This is a genomic window from Actinomadura rugatobispora, from assembly GCF_055379765.1.
Genome location: NZ_AP029191.1, coordinates 341,830 through 365,787 on the forward strand (window position 1 = coordinate 341,830; position 23,958 = coordinate 365,787).

The 23,958-nt window shown below is 71.6% G+C and carries 20 protein-coding genes and 4 tRNA genes; 9 read left to right on the plus strand and 15 right to left on the minus strand.

Annotated elements, in window-relative coordinates; translation table 11 throughout:
- The first annotated feature begins 121 nt into the window (after positions 1 to 121).
- Positions 122 to 814 carry a TetR/AcrR family transcriptional regulator gene (locus ACZ466_RS01285; protein ID WP_378280907.1) on the plus strand — a complete coding sequence of 231 codons (693 nt, stop codon included), beginning with the start codon at positions 122 to 124 and terminating at the stop codon, positions 812 to 814.
- Between the two features lie 107 nt (positions 815 to 921).
- Here ACZ466_RS01285 and ACZ466_RS01290 read toward each other — a convergent pair whose 3' ends face one another.
- The 8 genes from ACZ466_RS01290 to ACZ466_RS01325 form a co-directional block, all read right to left on the minus strand.
- Positions 922 to 1,065 carry a hypothetical protein gene (locus tag ACZ466_RS01290; RefSeq protein ID WP_378280906.1) on the minus strand — a complete coding sequence of 48 codons (144 nt, stop codon included), beginning with the start codon at positions 1,063 to 1,065 and terminating at the stop codon, positions 922 to 924.
- 110 nt (positions 1,066 to 1,175) lie between these two features.
- The gene (locus ACZ466_RS01295; RefSeq protein WP_378280905.1) at positions 1,176 to 1,589 is read right to left on the minus strand and encodes a DUF6262 family protein; all 414 of its coding nucleotides are present in this window, start codon (positions 1,587 to 1,589) and stop codon (positions 1,176 to 1,178) included.
- The gene (locus tag ACZ466_RS01300) at positions 1,586 to 3,733 is read right to left on the minus strand and encodes a tyrosine-type recombinase/integrase (RefSeq protein ID WP_464044000.1); all 2,148 of its coding nucleotides are present in this window, start codon (positions 3,731 to 3,733) and stop codon (positions 1,586 to 1,588) included. The genes ACZ466_RS01295 and ACZ466_RS01300 overlap by 4 nt, the downstream gene beginning before the upstream one ends.
- The gene (locus ACZ466_RS01305; protein WP_378280903.1) at positions 3,733 to 4,953 is read right to left on the minus strand and encodes a tyrosine-type recombinase/integrase; all 1,221 of its coding nucleotides are present in this window, start codon (positions 4,951 to 4,953) and stop codon (positions 3,733 to 3,735) included. The genes ACZ466_RS01300 and ACZ466_RS01305 overlap by 1 nt, the downstream gene beginning before the upstream one ends.
- A 321-nt stretch (positions 4,954 to 5,274) precedes the next feature.
- Complete coding sequence (locus ACZ466_RS01310; RefSeq protein WP_464044001.1) at positions 5,275 to 5,403, minus strand: hypothetical protein; 129 nt, start codon at positions 5,401 to 5,403, stop codon at positions 5,275 to 5,277.
- A complete protein-coding gene (locus tag ACZ466_RS01315) occupies positions 5,400 to 5,651 on the minus strand; it encodes a Tn3 family transposase (protein WP_378280902.1) in 252 nt (83 codons plus the stop codon). Before ACZ466_RS01315 ends, ACZ466_RS01310 begins: the two co-directional genes overlap by 4 nt.
- Before the next feature lie 517 nt (positions 5,652 to 6,168).
- Positions 6,169 to 6,240: transfer RNA gene (locus ACZ466_RS01320), tRNA-Val, on the minus strand.
- 81 nt (positions 6,241 to 6,321) lie between these two features.
- A complete protein-coding gene (locus tag ACZ466_RS01325; protein ID WP_378280901.1) occupies positions 6,322 to 6,780 on the minus strand; it encodes a PGPGW domain-containing protein in 459 nt (152 codons plus the stop codon).
- A gap of 310 nt (positions 6,781 to 7,090) precedes the next feature.
- On the opposite strand from ACZ466_RS01325, the gene ACZ466_RS01330 reads away from it, so the two are divergent.
- A complete protein-coding gene (locus ACZ466_RS01330) occupies positions 7,091 to 7,507 on the plus strand; it encodes an SsgA family sporulation/cell division regulator (protein WP_378280900.1) in 417 nt (138 codons plus the stop codon).
- A gap of 1 nt (position 7,508) precedes the next feature.
- Here the strand turns inward: ACZ466_RS01330 and sthA are convergent, their stop codons facing one another.
- Together sthA and ACZ466_RS01340 are read right to left on the minus strand one after the other, a co-directional pair.
- On the minus strand, positions 7,509 to 8,918 hold the full coding sequence (gene sthA / locus ACZ466_RS01335; protein WP_378280899.1) for a Si-specific NAD(P)(+) transhydrogenase: 1,410 nt from the start codon (positions 8,916 to 8,918) through the stop codon (positions 7,509 to 7,511).
- A 59-nt stretch (positions 8,919 to 8,977) separates the two neighbouring features.
- A complete protein-coding gene (locus ACZ466_RS01340) occupies positions 8,978 to 9,589 on the minus strand; it encodes a TetR/AcrR family transcriptional regulator (protein ID WP_378280898.1) in 612 nt (203 codons plus the stop codon).
- Positions 9,590 to 9,858: 269 nt separating this feature from the next.
- Here ACZ466_RS01340 and ACZ466_RS01345 point away from each other — a divergent pair, with 269 nt between their 5' ends.
- The 3 genes from ACZ466_RS01345 to ppgK all read left to right on the plus strand — a co-directional run bounded on the left by ACZ466_RS01345 (position 9,859) and on the right by ppgK (position 11,929).
- On the plus strand, positions 9,859 to 10,602 hold the full coding sequence (locus tag ACZ466_RS01345; protein ID WP_378280897.1) for an SDR family oxidoreductase: 744 nt from the start codon (positions 9,859 to 9,861) through the stop codon (positions 10,600 to 10,602).
- Position 10,603: 1 nt separating this feature from the next.
- Positions 10,604 to 10,921, plus strand: a complete 318-nt coding sequence (locus tag ACZ466_RS01350; protein WP_378280896.1) for a DMT family transporter — start codon at positions 10,604 to 10,606, stop codon at positions 10,919 to 10,921.
- Positions 10,922 to 11,002: 81 nt separating this feature from the next.
- Positions 11,003 to 11,929: a polyphosphate--glucose phosphotransferase gene (ppgK, locus tag ACZ466_RS01355; RefSeq protein ID WP_378280895.1), complete on the plus strand. Its 927-nt coding sequence runs from the start codon at positions 11,003 to 11,005 to the stop codon at positions 11,927 to 11,929.
- A gap of 10 nt (positions 11,930 to 11,939) precedes the next feature.
- On the opposite strand, the gene ACZ466_RS01360 is transcribed toward ppgK, so the two are convergent.
- Positions 11,940 to 14,813 (minus strand): glycoside hydrolase family 38 N-terminal domain-containing protein, encoded by a 2,874-nt coding sequence (locus ACZ466_RS01360; protein WP_378280894.1) that lies wholly within the window; start codon positions 14,811 to 14,813, stop codon positions 11,940 to 11,942.
- A 370-nt stretch (positions 14,814 to 15,183) separates the two neighbouring features.
- Between ACZ466_RS01360 and ACZ466_RS01365 the strand changes: the two genes are divergently transcribed.
- Positions 15,184 to 17,826 carry a hypothetical protein gene (locus tag ACZ466_RS01365; RefSeq protein WP_378280893.1) on the plus strand — a complete coding sequence of 881 codons (2,643 nt, stop codon included), beginning with the start codon at positions 15,184 to 15,186 and terminating at the stop codon, positions 17,824 to 17,826.
- A 19-nt stretch (positions 17,827 to 17,845) separates the two neighbouring features.
- Here ACZ466_RS01365 and ACZ466_RS01370 read toward each other — a convergent pair whose 3' ends face one another.
- Genes ACZ466_RS01370 through ACZ466_RS01380 form a run of 3 tightly spaced genes read right to left on the minus strand, consistent with a single transcriptional unit; the run spans position 17,846 to position 20,353 of the window.
- A complete protein-coding gene (locus tag ACZ466_RS01370; protein WP_378281023.1) occupies positions 17,846 to 18,664 on the minus strand; it encodes an aminotransferase class IV in 819 nt (272 codons plus the stop codon).
- Entirely contained in the window at positions 18,552 to 19,658 is a 1,107-nt protein-coding gene (locus ACZ466_RS01375) for a chorismate-binding protein (RefSeq protein ID WP_378280892.1), read from the minus strand. Before ACZ466_RS01375 ends, ACZ466_RS01370 begins: the two co-directional genes overlap by 113 nt.
- The gene (locus tag ACZ466_RS01380; RefSeq protein WP_378280891.1) at positions 19,655 to 20,353 is read right to left on the minus strand and encodes an ArsR/SmtB family transcription factor; all 699 of its coding nucleotides are present in this window, start codon (positions 20,351 to 20,353) and stop codon (positions 19,655 to 19,657) included. Before ACZ466_RS01380 ends, ACZ466_RS01375 begins: the two co-directional genes overlap by 4 nt.
- A 130-nt stretch (positions 20,354 to 20,483) precedes the next feature.
- Between ACZ466_RS01380 and ACZ466_RS01385 the strand changes: the two genes are divergently transcribed.
- The 3 genes from ACZ466_RS01385 to ACZ466_RS01395 all read left to right on the plus strand — a co-directional run bounded on the left by ACZ466_RS01385 (position 20,484) and on the right by ACZ466_RS01395 (position 20,755).
- A tRNA-Gly gene (locus tag ACZ466_RS01385) sits at positions 20,484 to 20,555 on the plus strand.
- A gap of 26 nt (positions 20,556 to 20,581) precedes the next feature.
- Positions 20,582 to 20,652: transfer RNA gene (locus ACZ466_RS01390), tRNA-Cys, on the plus strand.
- A gap of 31 nt (positions 20,653 to 20,683) precedes the next feature.
- Positions 20,684 to 20,755 (plus strand) — tRNA-Val (locus ACZ466_RS01395).
- Between the two features lie 562 nt (positions 20,756 to 21,317).
- Here ACZ466_RS01395 and clpB read toward each other — a convergent pair.
- Complete coding sequence (clpB, locus tag ACZ466_RS01400; RefSeq protein WP_378280890.1) at positions 21,318 to 23,957, minus strand: ATP-dependent chaperone ClpB; 2,640 nt, start codon at positions 23,955 to 23,957, stop codon at positions 21,318 to 21,320.
- Between the last annotated feature and the right edge of the window lies 1 nt (position 23,958).

The following is a 23,958-nucleotide window of genomic DNA, read 5'->3' on the forward strand; positions in this document are numbered from 1 at the left end:
CCCCGACAACGGCACAGGGACACGCGTCACGCTCTTAGCGACCGGTGGTCGCTTGAACACCGCCCACGTTAAGAGACCAGCGGTCGCTTGTCAAAAGACCGGTGGTCGCTAAACTGGGGTCATGGCGGATTTCCAGCGGGCGCGCAGCCAAGAGCAGCGGCAGCAGCGGCGGCAGGCGATCCTCGACACCACCGCCAGGATGCTCACCGAACTGCCGATCGCCCGCGTCGGGCTCAACGAGCTCAGCCGCCGGGCGGGCATGGCCAAGTCCAACGTGCTGCGCTACTTCGAATCACGCGAGGCGATCCTGCTGGAACTGCTGGACCGCGCCTGGGCCGAATGGAACACCGATCTGCCCGCCCTCCTGGACGCCGCCCTCGACCCCGCCGCCCCCGTCGGGCGGCGCACCGAGGACTTCGCCGCGGTGTACGCGACCTCCCTGGCCGACCGGCAGGTGCTGTGCGACCTGTTCAGCGCCCAGGCCGGCGTCCTGGAGCACAACGTCTCGGCCGACGTCGCCGCCCGCTACAAGAAGGCCGCCGCCGCCAACCTCAGCGCGCTCACCGAACTCACCCGCACCCGCCTGCCGGAACTCGGCGACGCCGCCCAGCAGGTCTGCGCCCAGGCCATCATGGTCACCGGCGCCATCTGGACCCACTCGCAACCCTCACCCGCCATGCTCCAGGCCTACGCCGCCGACCCCGCCCTGGCCGCCCTGTGCATGGACTTCACCCCCACCCTCCAGCAGACCGTCGCCACCCTCATCGCCGGCACCCTCGCCCGCACCGGCGCCGCCCCACCACGCACCCGCTGACCGCAGGTCACCCCGCCCCCTGCCGCTTCCGGCAACTCCGATCGCTGCTCGGAGGCCGACCAGATCATCGACCACGCCACGTGATCATCAGCGCTCCCGGAACGAGGTCACAACAAGGTGTCGCGCACCCGCAGGGGCCGGTACCCGGTGGGACCGAGCCGGGCGAGCTCGCCCTCGACGTCGATCGAGCCGAAGATGTGGGCCGGCACCTGGTCGTCAATACGGCGCCCGGCCGCGCGCATCGACGCCACCGCCAGCCGTGGTACTCCGTCGTCCAGAGCGTATCCGGGGTTGTGATCTTGGTTGGTGGCGTCTTGCCTGGTGGATTGCTTGCGGTCGCGTCTGTGAGTGAAGCGCTGGCCTATTCGGCGGCTCGTGGGCCGAGGCGGCGTCGCAGTTCGAGGTTCTCGCCATGTGCGGCCTCCAGGGCCTGCTTGAGCGCGGTCACCTCGTCGCGGTGACGGCGTTTGAGGTCGGCGAGTTGGGCGGTGAGGGTGCGGACCACACTGCTGGGCTGGTCAGGGTCGATCTCCTGGGGACGGGCTGCCGGTGGCCTTCCTCGCCGCTGGTCACGCAGTTGCTCGACCCGGCGGCGGAGATCTGTGTTGCGATAGAGGAAGTCGAGGGAGACGCCGGCGGCTTGGGCCAGGCCGCGGAAGGTGATGGGGTCACCTCGCCGGATCATGTCGCGGAGGCCTTGCTCGGCGCGAGCCTTGGCGGCTGCGCTCTTGGCCGCCGCCGCCGCGCGGAGATTGTCGGGGTTGCCTCGGCTCACGATCGCGCCTCCGGCTCGCGGGTGATGGCGTCGGTGCGAGCGGCGACCCCGGCGCCGCGGACGGCCTGGACGGTCCCATCCGCGAGTCGGGTCTGCTCGATCTTGACGATGATTCGGCCGAGCGCATCCTGTTCTTGCAGGCGTCCGGCCAACCACACGTTGTCGCAGCTCATCTCTTGCCCTGTGCGGGCCTTGAACGCCTGGCTGCGTTCGTCGATGAGCTGGCCGGTGCGCTGCTGCTGGAGTTTCAGCTCGGGCGGGAAGCTCGCGTCGGTGGTGAACTTCTCGCAGGTCAAGCAGGCGTTGCCCTTGTCGCAGGTTTGCCGGGGCGGCAGCAGGCACCATCCGTTGGGCAGGATCCGGTCGGTGCGCTTGTCCAGCTCCAGCATGTCGTAGAGATCGCGCGGGTCGACCTGCAGGTCACGGCCGTCGGCGGTGATCTTCCGGTAGCGCAGGAACTCGCGTTCGTGGGTCTCGGCCAGGGTTTCGGCGTACTCCATCGTCATGGCGGGCGTCAGGTGTCCCATGTATCGCTGGACGACATGCAGCGGGACGCCGGCGTTGAGCAGGCTGGTGGCCTTGGTGTGGCGGAAGCGATGGGCGCGGTTGAAGTCGACCAGCCGTCCGGTGCTGTCGCGGATGTCCAGCCGCTGGGCGAACTCGTTGAGGAGGGCGTTGATCCGTTCGTAGGGGTAGTGGCGATCGGCTTTGCGGTTCATCCTGGCGGCCAGGAACAGGTAGGTCGGCGTCACGCCTGGCGCCCAGCGTGGCCCGAGGTGCTCATCCGCCCAGCGCTGCTGTTCAACGATGATGGCGGCGATCTCAGCGTCGACGAGCATGGTGTCGGGTGCTCCGTCGATCTTCGTCTGCTGGTAGCGCAGCTTGGCGACGAACCCCTCACCATCGTCCTCGTCAGGGGCGGAGAGCCGGTCCAGCGGCAGCAAGGGCTGACGATCGAGCATGCGGATCTCACTGACGCGCCGTCCGGTCCGGGCCACCAGCATGACGATGCGCATCGCCTGCTCGTCGGCAAAGCCGCCCTCGTCGAATGGGGCGCCGATCAGGTGCAGGTTGGCCATGATCTGAGAGAACGCGGTGTCGTCGATGACCTCGCGGCGCTCTGGGCTGACCGTCGTGCGCCGGGTCTCGCCCCGTCGCCAGAGCTTGGCGTGCTGGGGGCCGAGCTGGAGCCAGCCGGGCTCGTCCAGGGCCCGCGCGGCGCTGTCGCGCTGGTCGTGCATGAACAGGTAGAACTGCTCGACGTTGGTGGCGATGTCGTTGACCCGCAGATCCGACAGGGGCTTGCCGCGGTTGGGGCCGGTGCTCGCCTTCAGCGTGCGGACGTGGCCGAGGAACTCGAGCATGAGCACCCGGACCCCTGCCGGGTCCTCGCTCAGCCAGGGGGGCGTCGGCCCCTGCGCGGTGAGCCAGGTGGAGAACACGCCGATCCCCGAGCGGATAGATCGCAGGCTCGTCCAGGTCAGCGCGCCGGTCTCCAGCGAGACCTTGAACCACCACTGCACTCCGACGCGAAGCCATTCCGGCTCCAGCGTGTGGAAGTGCAGACTCTGGCCTTGGGACGGCTCGTGCGGGCGGCGCGGGATCCGGGGGTCCGGCTCGAGGCTCCATTGCTCCCGGCGCCACCATGGCCGCTGGTCATAGGCCGTCCAGAGCAACCGGTAACAGCGCCGCAGCAACGTGGTGGTGTTGAGCACCCAGTTCTTGCCCGGCAGGGCGCCCTTGCGGCGTGCGTAAGTGGCCGCCACCACCCGTTCCCACTCCCGAGGCGTCTGCTCCATCAGAGAGCCTCGGAAGGCGGGGTGGTCTTCGACCGTGCTGGCCAGCCAGCGGATCAGGGACTGCAACGCCGAGACCGGGATCCGGCCGCCCAACTCGATGATCCGCCAGCAGCACCAAGCCAGCTCACGATCCATCGGTTCTGGCAGGAGGCTGAATCGGAGCCGGAACCCGCGGGCGTTGGTGTTGAGACTGAACACCGCCATGTCCTGGCCGGAAAGGTCGGCCGAGCTCAGCTTCACCGTGCGGAACTGCGCGGGGACCGCCGCCCAGAGAGCGTCCAGGACCCCGGGTTCGTAGCAGCCGGAGTCATCGCGCATGGTCTCCAGCAACTGCTTGGACCCCATCAGCACCGCCCGATCTGACTCGCGTCCTGGGCGGCCCGCCAGCCGGCGGTGAGCTTGGCCCAGTCCGCGACCGCCCTCAGCTCGGCGTCCTCGGTGACGTGCGCGTATGTGCTCAAGGTCGTCTGAACGTCCGCGTGCCCGAGCCGACGGCTGACGACGTGCACCGGAACCCCCGAAAGCAGCAGGGCGGTCGCGTGCGAGTGACGGAACCAGTGCGGCGTCCACCCCTCGGGGACCTGGCCGGCGAGCTCCCGGCGCAGCCGGTCCACCAGGTCATAGACGCTGTCGGGCTTCCACGGGGCGAAGCGGGGCTCGCGGCCAAGGTTGACGAACACGTGGGAGGCGTCGAAGTCCTCGATAGCCAGGTCAGCGCCTGCCTCGCACAGCTGCCACACGTACTCGCCGTAGAGCCGGTCGACCTCGTCGGAGATGTAGAGCCGTCGGTACCCGCTCTTGGCCCGCACCCCGTGCTCGTTCTCGCGAGGCACGATCTCGATGAACGGAGTGTCTCCTCGACCAGTGCACCAGTCGCGATGCTGCAACCCCAGCGCCTCACCCAGCCGCAGCCCGGACTCGGCAAGCAGGGACCACAGCAGCCGGTTGCGTACCGAGCCCCTCCACTCGCGGGCCTCATCGTCCCACCTCGCGCAGACCTCGCAGATCCGCTCGATCTGCCGCGGCGTCAACGTGGGCGGGGCCGCCGCCCGGGGCTGGCGGACCCGGATCACGGCCTGCCGACGGCCCTTGCGCCGTGCGATGTGCTCCAACAGCGGCTTGTAACTCCCGCCCCGGCCGTGCACGATCCGGTGCAGATCCTCGCCGACCTCGACACCGTTGAGCTGGTGGTAGCCGTAGTACGACGTCACCGCCCGCAATCGCACCGAGATGGTCGACTCGGCGAACCTGGACGTGCGCGGCTCGATCGAGGCGACCTGTGGGCCCTCCCCGGTCCGCAGCCAGCTCAAGAACCCACCGAAGTCCTCCAGCGTCACCGCGTCCCAGCTCAGTCCGTACTGCTCCAGGTACTCCCACCACAACGCCAGCGCCCGCGCGTAGGACTTCACGGTGTTCGGCGAGCACCGCTGCACCCGCAGATACTCCAGGTACTCCTCAGCCGAGGCGACCGGCCGACAGTCGCGGCCCAGCACCGTCCACGTACGCTCCCCGCCCGGCAGCACCAGCCGCTGCGCCCGGCACATCCCACCCGTCACTGTCGTCACGGCCGGTAGCGTAAGGACCACAGATAACCCCTACGCAGCGAACGGCAACACCTCCCGAAAAGCCCGTTCATGCCGCGTTGCAGACGGCCTCCTCCCACCCCGGATAACGGGTCACCACCGCGTTAGTGACCAGCGTCAGGCATGCTCGGTTTGCTGCTCCAGGTGCCGGGCGCGCACCGCGCCCTCGTGGCCGTACAGCACATCTCGCTTCAGCGCGTGCAGCGACTCGCCCTTGTGAGCCCCCGGGAGATCATGCGCCGGTAGGCCGCATCCGACAGGTACGGGCGGCGTAGACCGTGCGGCGCAGCGCCCCGTACTCCTTCAGCGCCGCCGCCAGCGCGTTCTGCCGCCCCGCCGCCGACAGCTTGCCGACCAGCAGCGAGGCGTGGCGTGCCCGAACTTCAGCGACCCCGCCAGCCGCAGCACATCGTCCCAGTGCGCTCCGATCAGCTCGGTGTTGACGCGCCGGGGTCAGCAGCGGCCCCGCCAGTGGGAACGCCGCGCACACTTGCCGGGCCGGTCCGGTACAGGCTGATCTCGCCCAGGTCCCGGATCCGCGGCGACAGCTGCAACCCCAGCAGGTCAAACAGGGCGAAGTGCACCGGCGTCACCCCGTGGGTGTCGGTGGCGTTGCCGAGGATCTCGGGGCTTCCCCCCGGAATGTGGACACCGTTTTCAGGCGGCAGCGAGCAGGCCACCGGTGCTTCTCGCGTAGTCGATCGGTGAGAGTTGTCCGAGGCGGGAGTGCCTGCGGCGGGTGTTGTAGCGGGTGGCCCAGCCGAAGATGGCCTAGCGTGCTGCGTGGGCGGTGGGGTCCCTGGGCTGCCTCTGCTGGACGGCCTCACTCCGCACGGGTTGCGCCACGGCCACAAGACGTGGATGGCCGAGGACGCCATTCCCGAGATCCTCCAGGACCTCGCTGCTCGAGCGCCTCAGATTTGGCCCGTCCTCCCCCGTGCCGATCCTCAACGAACCCCTGGCCAGTGCTCAGAAGGGTGCGCGACCTTCAGCGCGTGCCGTGAGCGCGTGAACCGCTGAGATCGGGGTGGGTGATCCTGACGGGTCGCCCACCTTGATCGTCTTTACAGAGAGTGACGATCGAGGGTCGACTCTAGGTGACCTCATGGGGATGGGAGAAAGATGATCTCCCGAATTTCTCCCAGTTGATCACTCAGGCCCTGCCGCGAGTGTGCGGGAGGGCCTGTGGCGTGGGGGTGGGCGATACTGGGTTCGAACCAGTGACCTCTTCGGTGTGAACGAAGCGCTCTCCCACTGAGCTAATCGCCCTGGCGGTCCGCCCTGCGGCGTTCCGACGTCGATGACTCTAGCGCATTCCGGGGGTCGTTCGCGCATCGAGCGCGGTGCCGGTCAGTTCCACGGGCTGTAGTCCCGGATGTCCCACGGCAGGGTGAAGTCGTAGACGACGAGGTAGGCGATCACGGCGGCGCCGGCGAGAATGCCGCCGATGACGGCGAGGATGGTGTTGCGGCGCTTGGCGCGGGGGTCGAGGGCCTTCTCCTTGGCCTTCTCGGCGGCCTGCTTGGCGCGGTGCAGGGCGCGCTGGGCCCAGGCGAACTCGGTGGCGAGGATGGCCAGGCCGACGATGATGCCGAGGATGCCGGGGCCGGGGGCGACCATCATGACCAGGCCGCCGACCAGGACGGTCGCGCCGACGGTGAAGACGCCGATTCGCCAGGTGGTGTTGAGCAGCGCGTTCCGCCGGACGTACTCGCGGAACCTCAGGTACATCCTCGGCTCCCCGGCGACGGGCGGAGCCGGGACCTCGGCCGGGGCGGCCGGGACCTCGTTTTCATGGTTAATCGCCACGGTTTTACTGTAAGCCACGGGCCTGGCCGCTTCGGGCCGCCCACGCCGATCGGGCAACTATCCAGGCCCTCCCGATCGTCACACATGTTGAGCGGCGTCAAGCCCCGCCACACAGGCGTTTGGTCCGTTTTTGCCCAGGTCAGGAGTACTTTTTCAGGTTGTGAGATAGGTCACACAGGGCGCCGGGGCTGGAATGTTCCCTCGTGTTCGCGCAGTTAGCCGTCATAGATCGCGGGGATGTCCGTGGGTGGGAGTGAGCCCATCGGAACGCCCGCGCGCCAGCGGGACCGACGTCTGAAGGAAAGTGGCCATGAACAGCAGCACCACCGTCTCAGCAGAGCTGGGCCTTCGTCTCGTCGTCCCTGACCGCACGACCGTCCCCCTGCTCGCAGGCCTGGAGTACGCGGCCGACGATCCGTACGCCATCCGGATGGCCTTCTACGTTGGCGAGGACGAGCCGGTGGAGTGGATTTTCGCTCGTGAGCTGCTCACCGTCGGCATCGTGCGCAAGGTCGGGGACGGCGACGTGGAGGTGTGGCCCGGGGGGCCCGATGACGACACGCTGCACATCGCGCTGTCGTCCCCCTTCGGGAACGCACTCTTCGAAGCCCCCCTGTCCCCCCTGGCCGACTTCCTGCACCGCACCTACGAGGTGGTGCCGGCCGGGCGGGAGACGGAGTACATCGACATCGACGCCGAGCTGGAGAACATCCTCTGGCCGTCCTGAGTCATCCGCCCAGCCGGGCGATGTGCCGCATCTTGTTCATCGCGTCCAGCGCCGCGACCTTGTAGGACTCGGCGAGCGTGGGGTAGTTGAAGACGGCGTTGACCAGGTAGTCGACCGTTCCGCCGCAGCCCATGACGGTCTGCCCGATATGGACCAGCTCGGTGGCCCCGGTACCGAAGACGTGCACTCCCAGCAGCCGCCGGTCCTCCGGTGAGACCAGCAGCTTCAGCATGCCGTAGGAATCTCCGATGATCTGGCCGCGGGCCAGCTCCCGGTAGCGGGAGACGCCCACCTCGAAGGGCACCTTGGCCTCGGTCAGCTCGTCCTCGGTACGGCCCACGAAGCTGATCTCCGGGATCGTGTAGATCCCGATGGGCTGCAGCTCGTCCATCGCGTGCACGGGCTCGCCGCAGGCGTGGTGGGCGGCCAGCCGGCCCTGCTCCATCGAGGTCGCGGCCAGCGACGGGAACCCGATCACGTCCCCGACCGCGTAGATGTGCGGGACCTCGGTGCGGTAGTGCTCGTCCACCTTGATCCGGCCGCGGTGGTCGGCGGCGAGCCCGGCGGCCTCCAGTCCGAGCTCGTCGGTCATCCCCTGCCGGCCGGCCGAGTACATGACGGTGTCGGCGGGGATCCGCTTGCCGCTCTCCAGGACGGTGATCGCGCCCTGCGGCATCCGCTCGACCGAGGACACGGTCTCGCGGAAGCGGAAGGTGACGGCCAGGTCGCGCAGGTGGTACTTGAGCGCCTCGACGATCTCCAGGTCGCAGAACTCCAGCATCCGCTCGCGCCGTTCGACCACGGTGACCTTGGTGCCGAGGGCGGCGAACATCGAGGCGTACTCGATGCCGATCACCCCGGCGCCGACCACGACCATGGTCTCGGGGATGCGGTCCATGTTGATGATCCCGTCGGAGTCGATGACCGTGCGGTCGTCGAACTCGACGGTGTCGGGACGGGCCGGGCGGGTGCCGGTGGCGATCACGATCCGGTCCGCCGTGACCTTCTGCTCGCGGTCGTGGTCCCCGCCGTCGCCGATGCCGACCGCGTTGGGCTCCAGGAAGCGGCCGGTGCCGGGCAGCACGGTGACCCGGTTGCGGGCGAGCTGGCTGCGGATGACGTCGACCTCCCGGCCGATCACGTGCTGGGTGCGCATCCCGAGGTCGGCGACGGTGATGTCCTCCTTGACCCGGTAGCTCTGGCCGTACAGCTCGCGCTGGTTGAGGCCGGTCAGGTAGAGGACGGCCTCGCGCAGGGTCTTGGACGGGATCGTCCCGGTGTTGATGCAGACCCCGCCGATCATGTTGCGGCGGTCGACGACGGCCACCCGGCGGCCCAGCTTGGCGGCGGCGATGGCCGCCCGCTGGCCGCCGGGTCCCGATCCGAGCACGAGAAGATCGAAATCGCTCACGGATCCCAGTCTGACCGGATATGAGGGGATCTCATAAGGGTCTCCAGGCCACGAATCCGTCAGCCCGGTTCCCGGATCCCGTCCAGGAGCGCGTCCAGGCCCGCCTTGATGCGCTCCAGCGGCATGCCCCGGACGTGGCGCTGGTAGCGGAAGAGGTTGGCCGCCAGGGGGGCGAGCAGGGCGTCCGCCAGGTACGGGGCGTCGGCACCGGGCCGGATCCGGCCGATGAGCGTGGCCAGGTGGCTCTGGTAGAGGGCGTACCAGCCGTCGCGGAAGCGCGCGTCGGCCGAGTCCATCTCGGCCATCTCCAGGAGTTCGGACTGGGCCTCGGTACGGTCGGCGAGGGCGTGCAGGAAGGCGCGTATCCGTTCGGCGGGGGGCGCGTCCGGTGTTCCGGGGCCGCCCGGGCCCAGCGGCGGCGGGCCCTGGAGGAAGCTCTCCTGGAATTCGCGTTCGCGGTCGTCGACGACGGCGTACACGAGGCCGGCGCGGTCGTGGAAGCGCCGGTAGACCGTACCGACGCCCACGCCGGCGACTCGGGCGACCTCGTCCATGGACAGCGCCTCGACGCCGCGCGAGGCCAGCAGGTCGGCCGCGGCGGCGAGGATCTTCCGGCGGTTCTGAGCGGCGTCGGCCCGTTCGACGCGCCCCGCCCGTTCGCCCTTGCTCACGGTGCTCTCAGGGTGTCCGCGGTCGCTGGTGAGGGGCAGGGGGCCGGCGTCTTCGGACCGTGGCCGCTCGTCTGAGTCGGGGGTTCGTCCGCCGCGCCGCGCGGCCGCGCGTTCGTCGCTCACCGGGCACCTCTTCCGGGCTCCTTCTTCCCGGTCGGGAGCCTATCGAACCGGAGAGCCCTCCGGTCCGGGCTTGCATCCGGAGAGTCCTCCGCTTAGCGTGTGGGGCACAGAAGCGGAGAACTCTCCGATTAGAGAGGGGCGATGGGATGGACAGGCCGCTGGAGGGGAAGAAGGCCCTGGTGACCGGGGGCGGGCGCGGTATCGGTGCCGCGATCGCGCTGCGCCTGGCCCGGGACGGGGCCGACGTCGCGATCACCTACGTGCACGCGGCCGACCGCGCCCGGAAGGTGGTGGACGAGATCGAGGCGGGCGGCCGACGCACGATCGCCCTGCGGGCCGACGCCGCCGATCCGGACGCGGTCGTGGCGGGCGTGGACGGCACCGCGGAGGAGTTCGGCGGGCTCGACATCCTCGTCAACAACGCCGGGATCGCCCCGTTCGGCCCCCTGGAGGACGTCACGGCCGAGGAGGTCGACCGGGCCCTGAACATCCACGTGCGGGCCGTGTTCGTCGCGTCCCAGGCCGCCGCCCGGCATCTGGGCGCGGGCGGGCGGATCGTCAGCATCGGCAGTTCGCTGGCCGAGCGGGTGCCGTACGGGGGCTGGACGCTGTACTCGACGAGCAAGGCGGCGCTGCTCGGCCTCACCCGCGGGCTGGCCCGCGACCTGGGCCCGCGCGGCATCACCGCCAACCTGGTCCAGCCGGGGTCGATCGACACCGAGATGAACCCCGCCGACTCCCCCGAGGCCGAGCAGGAGAAGGAGTTCATCGCGCTGGGCCGGTACGGGCGCGCCGAGGAGGTCGCCGTGATGGTCGCGCACCTGGCGGGGCCCGGCGGGGACTACGTCACGGGCGCCGCGATCCCCGTCGACGGCGGCGTGACGGCCTGAAATGCCGTGGATTCTGCTGGTCGCGGCCGCTCTGATGGAGCTGGTGTGGGCGACCGCGCTGAAGCAGTCCGAAGGCTTCACCCGGTTCTGGCCGACCGTCGTCGGCGTGCCGGTGTGCCTGCTGAGCGTGGTGGTGCTGACGGTGGCGCTGCGGGACCTGCCCGTCGGCACCGCGTACGCGGTGTGGGTGGGTCTGGGCTCGCTCGGCGTGGCGGTCACCGGGATCGTCGCCCTGGGCGAGAGCGCGTCGCCGGCGCGCGTCCTCTGCCTGGCCCTGATCCTGGTGGGGGTGATCGGGCTGAAGGCCGTCGAGGGCTGAGCGCCCCGGCCCGCCAGGACGATCTTCCCTGGACGCCCCTTTAAGCGCCGTCCCGGCGGGCACTGGTAAGGCATGGGCAGCTTGAGCACGATCACGGACGTCCCGGTCCTCGGCATCGACATCGGCGGCTCGGGGATCAAGGGCGCGCCGGTCGACCCCGCCACCGGGGCGCTGACCACCGAACGGCTGCGGATCGACACCCCGCGGCACGCCCATCCCGAGCCGGTCGCGGAGGTCGTGGGGCAGATCGTCCGGAACTTCGGCTGGACGGGGCCCGTCGGCGTGACCTTCCCGGGCGTGGTGGTCGACGGGGAGACGCGGTCGGCCGCCAACGTGTCGAAGAAGTGGATCGGGCTGGACGCCGGGACGCTGTTCCGCGACGCCACCGGGGTGCCCGTGACGCTGCTGAACGACGCGGACGCCGCGGGCATCGCCGAGATGGGCCATGGCGCGGGGAAGGGCCGGGGCGGCACGGTCGTGGTGCTCACCCTCGGCACCGGGATCGGCAGCGCGCTGTTCACCGAGGGCGTGCTGGTGCCCAACACCGAGTTCGGGCATCTGGAGATCCGGGGCAAGGACGGTGAGGCGCGGGCGGCCGCGCGGGTCCGCACGGACCACGGGTTGAGCTGGGAGAAGTGGGCCGCGAAGCTGTCGGAGTACCTGTCCCGGATGGAGGCGCTGATCGCGCCGTCGCTGATCATCGTGGGGGGCGGGGTGAGCCGCAAGGCCGACCGGTTCCTGCCGCTGATCAGCGGGGTGCGGGCGCCGATCGTGCCGGCGGCGCTGGTCAACAACGCGGGCATCGTCGGTGCGGCGATGGCCGCCGGCGCGGCGGCCGGCGCGGGCGACGAGAGCGACGAGCGCGTTCCCGGCCCCCGCGGACGGGCCGGCGGGCCCACCGGGCCGCCGGCCGGGAGGCGGGAGGCGCGGCGCCGCCAGGACGGCCCCGTGCTCGCGGGTTCGCGCGCCCGGCTGGGCCTGCCCGCCAGGCCCGCGCGGGACGAGTGACGCCGGACGGTCAGCGGCGCAGCAGCACGGTCGCGATCTCCCAGGGCCGCAGGGGAAGGGTGACGGTGCCGCCGGGGCCGACCTCCAGCGGCGCCGTGAGGCGGCCGCGCAGGTCGACCCTGGCCGCCTCGCCGAACCCTCCTCTGAGGAACGCCGTCGTGCCCGTCGCCCGCTGGGCGACGAGGCGTACCTCCAGCCCGTCGCCTACCTCGCGCAGGCTGGTCATCACCACGCCGCGCCCGCCGATCTCCGGGCCCGCGACCGGCGGCGGCAGCGGTGCGGAGCGCGGGCCGTAGCCGGGCGCCGCGAGCAGGTCGTGGCGGTAGGTCTCGGCCGCCGCCTGCACCTCGTGGCCGGGGCCTTCGCCGTCCGGCGCGCGGTAGAGCATGATCGCCAGGCCGACGGTCCGTTCGCCCCGGCACTGCGCCCGCGGCGTGGCGAGCTGGGGGCCCGCGGGCTGGTCGCGGTAGGGGTTGCGGTGGCGGGACAGGTGCCCGACCGAGCGCAGCAGCGTCAGCGCCAGCTCGCGCCCCTCGCCCACCAGTTCGTACTCGGTGACGTGCTCCAGCAGCACGGCCAGCCCGCCCGCCGCCACGAACCCGGAGGCGGGGAAGGTGGGCACCGGGCGCTCCCCGAAGCCGCCCTCGGCGGTGAGGCCGCGTTCGACGACCGCGAACTGCCCCTCGGCGAACGACGAGCGCGCCGCCCTCGGCAGCGGCAGGTGCAGGCGCACCCGGTGGTCGTCGCAGGGGTTGTCGAAGGTCACCCACAGGCGCAGGTACGGCTCGCCCGCCCGCAGCTCGGCCCGGGTGGTGACGACCACGTCCTTTTCGGCCTCGGCGCGGGTGCCTCGCCGGACGTCGCCCGCGACCGGCCAGCCGTAGGTCCGCACGACGTCGAACGCCCCCACCAGCGGCCCGGGCCACACCGGGTCGACGCGCACCGAGGCGGGGGTGTCGACGAGCCGGTCGCGGCGGGGCGGCGGGGCGTGGTTGTAGGTGTCGCCGAGGTCGCCGCCGTCCACGACGCGTCCGAGGCCCTCGATCACCTCGCCGCTCGCGGTCCGCAGCGTCAGGGTGCCGTCCGCGCGCGCCTCGACGCGCAGCAGCCCGTTGTCGAGCGCGACCCCGGCGCCCGCGGGCCCCGGCCTCGACCCCGGTGCCGTGCCCAGGCCCGGTGGTGTCACCGTCGCGGCGCCCGTCTCGGCCTGGACGGGCGTGTCGAACGGCGGCGCCATCTCCCCTCGCGCGGCCGGAGCGACGCTGGTGAGCCCCAGCGGCGGCGTCTCGACGAGGGCGGCCACCGTGCAGCGCGGGTCGGCGAGGATCCGCACGCGCCACGCCCCGTCCGCGTCGCGCAGCCGCTCCTTGAGGGCGGCGAGGTCGAAGCGGGTCTCGGCGCGCCGCGTCACCTGGAAGGTCAGCGTGCGGTCCGCGGCCGACACCGTCCAGTCGCGGATCTCCTGGCCGAACAGCGTGTTCCCGGAGATCCGTTCGAGGACGAGCGGGAGGTCGCGGGCGGGGTGCACTGCGTCGTCCAGCACGGTCGGCGCCTTCTCCAGGATCTGCGCCGGGACGCGCCGCCCGTCCGCCGTGCGCAGCGCGGGGCCGCCGGAACCGGCCCGGTCGCCGGGGGCGGCGGCGGGCACGTCCAGCGTGACCAGGCCGGTACGGGGCCACGGGCTGGGGTTGAACACCACATACCCGTCGACGGGGACGGCGGCGGCGCACTCGGCGGTGACCAGGTCGCAGACCGCGCGCCCGAGCTGCTCGGCCTCGGCCGTGCGCGCCGCGACCTGCTCGGCGGTCTCGTCGCTCCCGCAGCCGGTGACCGAGTCGTGGCAGGCGGCCTCGATGATCCGGCGCCAGGCCAGGTCGAGGAAGCGCCGCGCGGGGCCGGTGTGCCAGAGCGCGGCCAGCGGCTCGGCCTGCCGTTCGACCAGGCGCTCGGCGCGGCTCAGCGCCTGCTTGAGGTGCACGCGGGCCGAGATCACCCCGGGCAGGAGGTTGGCGCGCGCGTGCGACCGCAGCTCGCCCCGCACGCGGGTGAGCCCGTCCACGGAGGTCGGCTCGGCGGCGAAGTACCCGGCGAGGGTGTCCATCCGCATCGGCAGCCCGGCCTCGGCGATCCGGTCGGCCAGGTCGCCGGCCGGCGCGGTGTGGTCGGCGCCGTACATCGCCAGCAGCGCGCCGCCCTCGGGCCGCCACGGCCGCATCCGCCGGACGAACTCGGCCGCCTTCCGGTAGAGCGGCGGGCCGGCCCCGCCCCGCGGCACGGGCTCGTCCTGGACCACGTCGCGGCCGAACATCCAGGCCGCGTTCACGTAACCGCCTTCGGGAAGGTACACGGCGCGGACGACCGAGCCGTCGGGCGCCTCCCAGGCGAAGGCGTGGTTCCGCACGCGCGCCGGGACGCCCCGCCACACGCACGCGTGCGCGATCCCCGCCTGCAGGAGGATCTGCGGCGTCTGCGCGCAGTGGCCGAACTGGTCGGGCAGGTAGCCCACCGCCATCGCCGCGCCGAACTCCTCGGCCCGGCTCAGGCCGAGCCGCAGGTTGCGGACGATGGTCTCGCCGGAGCACAGGAACTCGTCGTGCAGGATCTGCCACGGCCCGACCGCGAGGCGCCCCTCCCGGACGAGCGCCGCGACGCGCCCGCGGTTCTCGGGACGGACCTCCAGATAGTCGTCGACCGCCGCCATCTGGCCGTCGAGCGTGAAGCACCAGCGCGGATCGCCTTCCATCTGTTCGACGACCGCGTCGAGCATCGATACGAGCCGGATCCGGAAACGCTGGAACGGCAGATACCACTCCCGGTCCCAATGCGTATGCGGTACGACGACGATCGAATCATCGGCACGGCCCTCCGGCTTCACCCGGCCCACCGTCCGATCCCGGTATTACTCGGCCGCACTGTACGAATCCCCACGTTCCATGCCCCCACATGGCATTCCCGGTCCGCTCGACCGAACCTCGGACGCCCTCCCCAGCCCCTGGCGGCGCGTTGGACACCCCCTCTGACCTGAGCTTATCCACACCACTTGGGATTCTGACCGATTCCGGCCGCACGACAATGTCGTGACCGGCCGCGCATCGGCACGGCGTGAACTCCGGGATAGGCTCCCAGCCGAAATGCCCGGCGGCCGCCCCCTCGCTCTCAGAGGGAACCTCGCGCTCCCGGATCGCGTCTCATTCGCGGATCGGCCGCTTTCTCCTCACTCCCGAGCGCCGACGCGGCAAGGAGGATGCTCCCGGATGGAGTTGGACCGCCTGTTCGACCAGCGGCGCGCTTCCCCGATCACGGTCAGCGAGGTATTCGTCAACCGAAAGCGGCACATCGACGCCTTCGACGCCGCCGTCGACCGGCTGGGCGACCACGCGCACCCCGCGGCCACCGCACCGCCGCAGCGGCGGAACCTCCTCGTCTTCTACGGGCTGGGCGGGATCGGCAAGACATCTCTCTCGAAGCGTCTGGAAAAGCGATTCCGCGACGGAGAGCACGAGAACGCCGCCTCCAGGAGGCCGGTCTGCCGGATCAACCTGGACGACCCGGCGCTGACCGACCTGGAGACCCTGGTCATCATCATCCGCTCGGCGGTGGGCGAGCATCTCGGGCACTGCCCTGCCTTCGACCTGGCGCTGACGGTCTACTGGCAGCGCAGCCATCCCGGCCTGCCGATGCGGGCCGTCCTCGAACGCAACTCGGCGCTGCGCCGTTTCAACGGCGCGCTGGAACTGCCGCGCCAACTCGACGAGTCCCTCAACGCGCTGCTCGGCCCCGTCCCCCTGGCCGGGCTGGCCAGGCAGGCCACCGGACTGCTGGTCGGCAGGATCCGCGAAAAGATCCGGCGGGACCGGCTCCTGACCGAGTGCCCGGGTTTCGCCGAGGTCCTGGAAACCGAATCGCCCCGCGACATGCTCCCCTTCCTGCCCGCGCTCCTCTCCTGGGATCTGGCGCAGCACCACCAGGGCGAACCGCTCCAGACCGTTGTCTTCATGGACACCTTCGAACGGGTGGACGGCCAGCAACGGGTACAGGGATGCCTGGAGGACCAATTCTCCAGGCTCCTGTACCTCATGCCCAACGTCCTGTTCGTGATCACCGGCCGGAACCGCCTGACCTGGGGCGACGGTCATCATGGAGCCATTCATTACAGCGGTTCCAACTACTGGCCGGTGCTCGCCGTCGCGCCCCCGGCGCCCTTCGCGTCACTGCAGCAGCGGCTGTCCGGCCTGAGCGACGACGACGCCGACGGCTACCTGCGGTTCCGGCTGACGCACGAGGGCGAACCCGCCATCCCCGGACCCATCCGCCAGAAGATCATCGACTCGTCCGGGGGCGTTCCCCTCTACCTGGAACTGTCGGCGGAATACTTCGATCAACTCGCAGCAAGCGGACAGTCGCCCGATCCGGAAGGGTTCGGGGGGACGTTCGCGGAAATGGTTATTCGCGTGATGCGTGATCTGACATTCGAGGAGCGCGCCCTGCTGCGCGCCTCGTCCATGGTCGACCGATTCGACGCCGAACTGCTGAGGGCGGCGGTGCCGGAGGTCCGCGACGCGGCCGTCGAGCGCTTCCTGGCGCGGCCGATCGTGCAGGTCGAGGACTCGGGCTGGCTCCAGCGGTCGGTCGACGAGTACATCCGCGACGCCGTCCGCGAGCACGACCCCGAGACCGACGACGCCTGGTCGGAGAACGAATGGCGGGTCGCGGCCGACCGCATGGTCGACGACCTGCGCGCCCGCCTCCGCGGGGACGTCAAGGACCCCACCACCGCCGACCCGGCCCGGCTCATCCAGGGCTTCAGCGCCGCCGGGCGCCTCTCGCTCCGGACCGGCAAGGTTCCCGACTGGCTGTACGACATGGCCTACGCGCTGAGGCTGCACCACCACACCGGGGCGCTGGAGGCCGTCTCGTCCTTCACGGTCCCCCCGGGGCATCCGCTGGAGGCGTTCGTCCTCACCTGCCAGGGCATGGCCCAGCGCAGCCTCGGCGACCGGGAGGCCTCGGCGCGCCTGCTGGAGCGCGCGGCGTCCCACCCGCGCGTCAGCCCGTACGCCCGGCTCTTCATCAAGCACCGGTACGTCAAGGCGCTGGAAGAGGTCGGACGCTACCGCGACGCCGAGGAGCTGGCCGCCGAGGTCGCCGCCGCGCCGAGCACCCTGCGGGAGACCGCGGAGAAGGACCTGGCCTGGATCAGCTGGATCCGCGGCGACGGCCGGCGCCTCCTCGCCTGGGCGCTGCCCAACCGCACGTCCACGATCGGTTTCCACCGGGCGCAGGCGCTGGACCTGCTCGGCCAGTTCCACATGCTGCAGGGCGATCTGGCCGCCGCCGAGCAGTGCTTCCACTACCTGATCGACGATCCCGAACTGGAGGAGGGCGGTGTCCTGCGCGACACCGGCTGGCGGCACCTGGGCATGGTGATGTCCCTGCGCCGCCCGCTGGACGCCGAGACGGTCCTCGACCGTGCCCTCCAGGTCAACCGCGCCCTGGAGGTGGGCGTGGGCATCGCGCAGACCCACATCTGGCGGGGCGTGGCGCGCACGGGAACGCACCCGGCCGCCGACCCGCACGCGCTCATCGTGCAGGGCGAGGAGCTGCTGAACGCCAGCAACGGGCTCGCCGATCGGTGGATGGTGCTGCTGGCCCGCACCTTCCTCGCCGCCGTCGACGGCACCGACTCCGAGGTCCTGGAGGCGGCGCAGGCCCTCATGGACCACGTGCGCGAGCAGGACTGCCACCCCGGACTGGCCGAGGTCGCCGCACGCTGGCTGGAGGTGCGCGGCGTGGCCGGGCCGTCGCCCGTCGAGTCGGAGTACTGGCTCGACCGTTCGGCCTCGCTCGACCGCTGGGAGTCCGTGCTGCGGGAGCGGCGCGACGCACGACGCGCCTGAACCGCGCGGAGCGGGCGCGTCAGGGATCCATCAGCTCCGCGGAACGGGCCTTGAACGCCTCCATCGCCTTGGCGGTGACCGGGCCGGGCGCCGCGGGCAGCCCCGTTCCGTCGACCAGGCCGATCGGCTGGACGTCACGGGTCGTGGAGGTCAGGAACGCCTCCTCGGCCCGGTACAGGTCCTCCAGCGGGAGGTCCTCCTCCTCGGCGCCGAACCACTCCAGCACCAGCGCCCTCGTCACCCCGGCCAGGCAGCCCGACGACAGCGGCGGCGTGACCAGCCGGCCGCCGCGGACCACGAAGATGTTGGTGCCGGTGCCCTCGCACAGGTTCCCGGCCAGGTTCCCGAAGATCGCCTCGCCGCCGCCGCGCTCCTTGGCGTAGGCCAGCGCCAGCGCGTTCTCCGCGTACGAGGTCGTCTTCAGCCCGCTCAGCGCGCCCCGCTCGTTGCGCGGCCACGGCACCACGGTCACCGCCGCCGTCGCGGGGAACGGCTTCTGCTCCGCCGCGATGATCGAGAGGGTCGGCCCGGCGGTCCCCCGGTCGGACCCGAGCGGCCCGTACCCGCTGGTGTAGGTGATCCGGAGACGGGCCAGCGGCCACTTGGGCGCCGCGGCCAGCACCTCCAGGGCGCCGTGCGCCAGCGCGTCCTGGTCGGGCTCGGGCAGCCCCAGCCCGGCCGCCGAACGGGCCAGCCTCCGCAGGTGCCGGGTGAGCGCGAACGGCTCACCGTTGGTGGCCTTCACCGTCTCGAAGACCCCGTCCCCCACCAGCATCCCGTGGTCGAACACCGACACCAGCGCCTGGTCGGGATCGAGCAGGTCCCCGTTGAGCCAGATCTTGCCCCGCACCGCCGCCACCGGCAGCCACCTCCAATAGCCGAGCCGCCTTCAGCTCGGTCTCGCGCCATTCACGGGCCGGCTCGGACCCCCAGGTGATCCCCGCCCCGGTACCGAACCGCAGCAGGCCCTCCTCGGCCCAGAACGTCCGGATCCCGACCGCCAGGGCCCCGCGCCGGGAGTCCGCGTCCACCCAGCCGATGGCCCCACAGTACGGCCCGCGGGGAACAGGTTCGAGCGCATCCAGCAAGGCCAGCGCGCTCGACTTCGGCGCGCCGGTGACCGAACCGGGAGGAAACGTGGCCGCCACCAGCTCCGGCCAGCCGCTCCCCGGCGCGAGCCGCGCCCGGACGGTCGAGACCAGGTGCACCAGCCCCGGATGCCGTTCCACCGCGCACAGTTCCGGCACCGTCACCGACCCGACCCCGGCCACCCGGCCCAGATCGTTGCGGACCAGATCCACGATCATCACGTTCTCGGCCCGGTCCTTGGGCAGCAGGTCCTGTTCGGTACGGCCCGTCCCCTTGATCGGACGCGACTCCACCACCTCCCCCTCCCGCGCCAGATACAGCTCCGGGGAGGCGCTCGCTATCTCGACGCCGGGCAGCCGGAGGGTCATCGCGTACGGCGCCGGATGCCTCTCCACCAGCCTCTGACCCAGCCCCGCGATGTCCGCGTCCCGTCCCATGGGCGCACTCAGGACCCGGCACAGATTGGCCTGGTAGACGATGCCCTCCCCGATGGCCTCCCGTATGCGTTCGACCCCCTGCATGTAGGCCGCCTCGTCCAGCGACGTGATCCACTCGCCTGGCGGCGCCCAACGTCCCCTGGGATGAGGCCCCTGCCTTACATGCTCGAACCGGGCACAGGTGACCTTGCCCTCGTAGGTGACGACGACCGCCCACCAGCCCCGCGACTCCAGCGCGCCGGGATCGGAGGTCAAATCCACCAGCCCGGTGGCCAGCCGGCCCCCGACGTAGGCGAACTCGTTCACGGCAGGACGCACCCGAACGAATCGGCCAGCCCCTTGTCGCCGGCCTCGGTCACGCACAGCCCGCGGCCCTTCCCCCGTTCGAGCCACTCCAACTCCAGGAACCGCGACAGCAGGGCAGCCCCCAGCGCCCCGTTCAGATGGGGCCGCCGTTCCGTCCAGTCCAGGCACTCCCCCGCGAACCGCCGCCGCGCCCGCCGCAGGCCGCCGACGTCGATCCCCAGCTCGCCGAACCGCTCCTCGCCCTTCACCGTCGCGTCGAACGACGCCGCCCCCCGCGCGGCCGCCTCGATCAGACCGCCCCCGATCAGCGCCGCGTACAGGGCGACACCCGCCTCACCGGCCAGATGGTCGTAGCAGCTGCGCGCCCGGTGCAGCCTGCGCGCCTCCCTCGACTGCCGCAGACTCCGCACCTCCACCGCGGGGCTGATCCGGCTCAGCGCCTCGATGACCTCCGCCACCTCGGGGCCCGCCAGCCGGTAGTACCGGTGCCGCCCCTGGCTGATCACGGTCACCAGCCCGCCGTCCAGCAGCCGCCCCAGGTGCGCGCTGGCCGTCTGCGCGCTCACCCCCGCCGTCCGCGCCAGCTCCCCGGCCGCCAGCGGCCGCCCGTCCAGCAGCACCGTGAGCATCGCCGCCCGCCCGCGGTCCCCCATCAGGGCCGCGACCGGCGCGATGTCCGCCTGATAACCGGTCATATGTCCGACCCTAGGCGGCTCACGCTTCGACGCCGCTCGAACCACCCCCGTAATCCAGTTTGGGGAAGCGGCCGGGACACGCTAATGTTCTTCCCGTCGCCGCAAGGGGCCCCGGCCCCGAGCAGCACAAGCGGAAGTGGCTCAGGGGTAGAGCATCACCTTGCCAAGGTGAGGGTCGCGGGTTCAAATCCCGTCTTCCGCTCTGAGGTGAGGCAACAGTCTCGCTCTGGTGGAGTGGCCGAGAGGCGAGGCAACGGCCTGCAAAGCCGTGTACACGGGTTCAAATCCCGTCTCCACCTCAACGAACGCGCCCCTGCGGGGCACGCTCGCGGGCGATTAGCTCAGTGGGAGAGCGCTACCTTGACACGGTAGAGGCCACTGGTTCAATCCCAGTATCGCCCACTCGATCCCTGGGCCCAGTGTGGTCGGAGACTGCGTCTCCTTCCCCGCTGGGCTCTCGTCGTGTTGGCCCAGGGGGCGACCCCCTGGAACCCCCGGTGTGGTCGCTCCGCTCCCACGGCCCGTGGTCCGGTCCGAGGCCCGCCTCCCTCCCCACTGGGCTCTCGTCGTGTTGGCCCAGGGGGTGACCCTCTGGAACCCCCGGTGTGGTCGCTCCGCTCCCACGGGCCGTGGTGCGGTCCGAGGCTCCGCCTCCCTCCCCGCTGGGCTCTCGTCGTATTGGCCCAGGGGGCGACCCCCTGGAACCCCCGGTGTGGTCGCTCCGCTCCCACGGGTCCGTGGTCCGGTCCGAGGCCCGCCTCCCTCCCCACTGGACCCTCGCCGTGTTGACCCCGGGGAGCGAACTCACCCCCACGTGCACGGTGGTCTCACGGGCGACAGGGGGCTGGTTCAGCCGCGCCGTTCGAAGGTGAGGCGGGTCAGGATGCTCACCGGGCACGAGCTGTCCGATCCCGAGAGGCGGTTCGACCTCGAACTCGCCACCCGGGCTCGCCGCGCTGCGCCTCTAGGACGCGGCGTCCTCGGAGGCCGGGGCCGGAGGCTCCAGGCCGACGGCCAGCTCGCCGTGCCGCGCGTCGACCCGCACCACCATGCCGTCCCGGACCTCCCCGGCGATCAGCGCGCGGCCGATCCGGGTCTCCACCTCGCGGGCGATGAACCGGCGCAGCGGCCGCGCCCCGTACACGGGGTCGTAGCCCTGCGCGGCGATGACCCGGCGGGCCTCGCCGGTCACCTCCAGCCCGATCCGGCGGTCGGCGAGCCGGGCCCGCAGGTCCTCGAACATCAGGTCCACGATCCGCTCGATCTGCGCCTCGGTGAGCGGCTTGAACAGCACGATGTCGTCCACCCGGTTGAGGAACTCGGGGCGGAAGCGGGCGCGCAGCTCGGCCATGACCCGGCTCTCCGCCTCCGGCTTGACCTCGCCGTCCGCAGTCACCCCGTCCAGGAGGTGGCCGGACCCGATGTTGGACGTCATGATCAGCACGGTGTTGCGGAAGTCGACCGTGCGGCCCCGGGAGTCGGTGAGGCGGCCGTCGTCGAGCACCTGCAGCAGCAGGTTGAACACGTCGGTGTGCGCCTTCTCGATCTCGTCGAACAGGACCACCGAGTACGGCTTGCGGCGGACGGCCTCGGTGAGCTGCCCGCCCTCCTCGTAGCCCACGTACCCGGGCGGGGCGCCGACCAGCCGGCTCACCGTGTGCCGCTCCTGGTACTCGCTCATGTCGATGCGCACCATGTTGTCCTCGGTGTCGAACAGCGCCGCGGCCAGCGTGCGCGCCAGCTCGGTCTTGCCGACGCCGGTCGGCCCCAGGAAGATGAACGACCCGATCGGGCGGCGCGGGTCCTTGATGCCCGAACGGGCCCGCAGGATCGCGTCCGCCACCGCCTGGACCGCCTCGTCCTGGCCGATGACCCGCTCGTGCAGGATCTCGTCCAGCCGCAGCAGCTTCTCCCGCTCGCCCTCCTGCAGCCGGCTCACCGGGATCCCCGTCCAGCGGGACACGATGCCCGCGATCTCGCCCTCGGTGACGACCTCGCGCAGCAGCCGCCGCCCGCCCTGCTTGGCGGCCAGCCGCTCCTCCTCGGCCCGCAGCCTGCGCTCCAGCTCGGGCAGCCTGCCGTGGCGCAGCTCGGCCGCCCGGCCGAGGTCGTAGTCGCGCTCGGCCCGGTCGGTCTCCTGCTTGACCTGCTCCAGTTCCCGGCGCAGGTCCTGGACGTGCCGCAGCGACCGCCGCTCGGCCTCCCACTGGGCGCGCATGGCGTCGGCCTCGGCGCGCGCCTCCCGCAGCTCCCCGCGCAGGTCCGCGAGCCGGTCCCGGCTCGCGGCGTCGTCCTCCTTGGCCAGCGCCGCCTCCTCGATCTCCAGCCGCATCACCCTGCGGGTGAGCCCGTCCAGCTCGGACGGCATGGAGTCGATCTCGGTGCGCAGCATCGCGCACGCCTCGTCGACCAGGTCGATCGCCTTGTCGGGCAGGAACCGGTCGGAGATGTAGCGGTGGCTCAGCGTCGCGGCCGCGACCAGCGCCGCGTCCTGGATCGTGACCCCGTGGAAGACCTCCAGCCGCTCGCGCAGGCCGCGCAGGATGGAGACGGTGTCCTCGACCGAGGGCTCGTCCACCAGCACCGGCTGGAAACGGCGCTCCAGCGCCGCGTCCTTCTCGATGTGCCTGCGGTACTCGTCGAGGGTGGTCGCGCCGATCATGTGCAGCTCGCCGCGGGCCAGCATCGGCTTGAGCATGTTCCCGGCGTCCATCGCCCCCTCCGTGGCGCCGGCGCCCACGACCGTGTGGAGCTCGTCCACGAACAGCAGGATGCGGCCCTCCGCGGCGCGGACCTCGCCCAGGACGGCGCGCAGCCGCTCCTCGAACTCGCCCCGGTACTTCGCCCCGGCCACCAGGGCGCCCATGTCGAGGTTGAAGACCGTCTTGTCCTTGAGCCCCTCGGGGACGTCGCCGTGCGCGATCCGCTGCGCCAGGCCCTCCACGATCGCGGTCTTGCCGACTCCGGGGTCGCCGGTGAGCACCGGGTTGTTCTTGCTCTTGCGGGACAGGATCTGGATCACCCGGCGGATCTCCGAGTCGCGCCCGACCACCGGGTCCAGCCTGCCCGCCAGGGCGTCGGAGACCAGGTCGCGCCCGTACTTCTCCAGCGCCTCGTAGGCCTGCTCGGGCGTGGCCGAGGTCACCCGCTGGTGGCCGCGGACCCCGGTGAGGGCCTCCAGGAACCGCTCGCGGTTCAGCCCGTGCCGCCGCAGCAGCCGCTCGGACGCGGTCCCCGGCCCCTCGTCCAGCAGCCCGATCATGAGGTGCTCGACCGAGACGTACTCGTCCTTGAGCCGGCGCGCCTCGCGCTCGGCCGCGTCCAGCAGCCGCGCCAGGCGCTGGGTGACCAGCACCTGGCCGGGCTGCGCCGCCGGCCCGGTGACCTTGGGGCGCCGCCGCAGATCGTCCTCCAGGTCGGCGCGCAGCAGGCCGGGATCGGTCCCGGCCTCGTCGAGCAGCCGCGGTACGAGGCCGTCCCCCTGGTCCAGCAGTGCCAGCAGCAGGTGCTCCCCGTCCACCTCGGTGTGGCCGTGCTCGAGCGCCTTGCTCTGCGCCTCGCGCAGGGCCTCCTGGGACTTCTGCGTCAGCCGGTCGATGTCCACG

Bases quoted from the DNA above. Each gene is read 5' to 3' on its own strand.
- ACZ466_RS01365 (WP_378280893.1), top strand. From the start codon at position 15,184: ATGGAGTTGGACCGCCTGTTCGACCAGCGGCGCGCTTCCCCGATCACG.
- ACZ466_RS01330 (WP_378280900.1), top strand. From the start codon at position 7,091: ATGAACAGCAGCACCACCGTCTCAGCAGAGCTGGGCCTTCGTCTCGTC.
- ACZ466_RS01300 (WP_464044000.1), bottom strand. From the start codon at position 3,733: ATGGGGTCCAAGCAGTTGCTGGAGACCATGCGCGATGACTCCGGCTGC.
- ACZ466_RS01285 (WP_378280907.1), top strand. From the start codon at position 122: ATGGCGGATTTCCAGCGGGCGCGCAGCCAAGAGCAGCGGCAGCAGCGG.
- ACZ466_RS01380 (WP_378280891.1), bottom strand. From the start codon at position 20,353: ATGACCGGTTATCAGGCGGACATCGCGCCGGTCGCGGCCCTGATGGGG.
- ACZ466_RS01350 (WP_378280896.1), top strand. From the start codon at position 10,604: ATGCCGTGGATTCTGCTGGTCGCGGCCGCTCTGATGGAGCTGGTGTGG.
- ACZ466_RS01345 (WP_378280897.1), top strand. From the start codon at position 9,859: ATGGACAGGCCGCTGGAGGGGAAGAAGGCCCTGGTGACCGGGGGCGGG.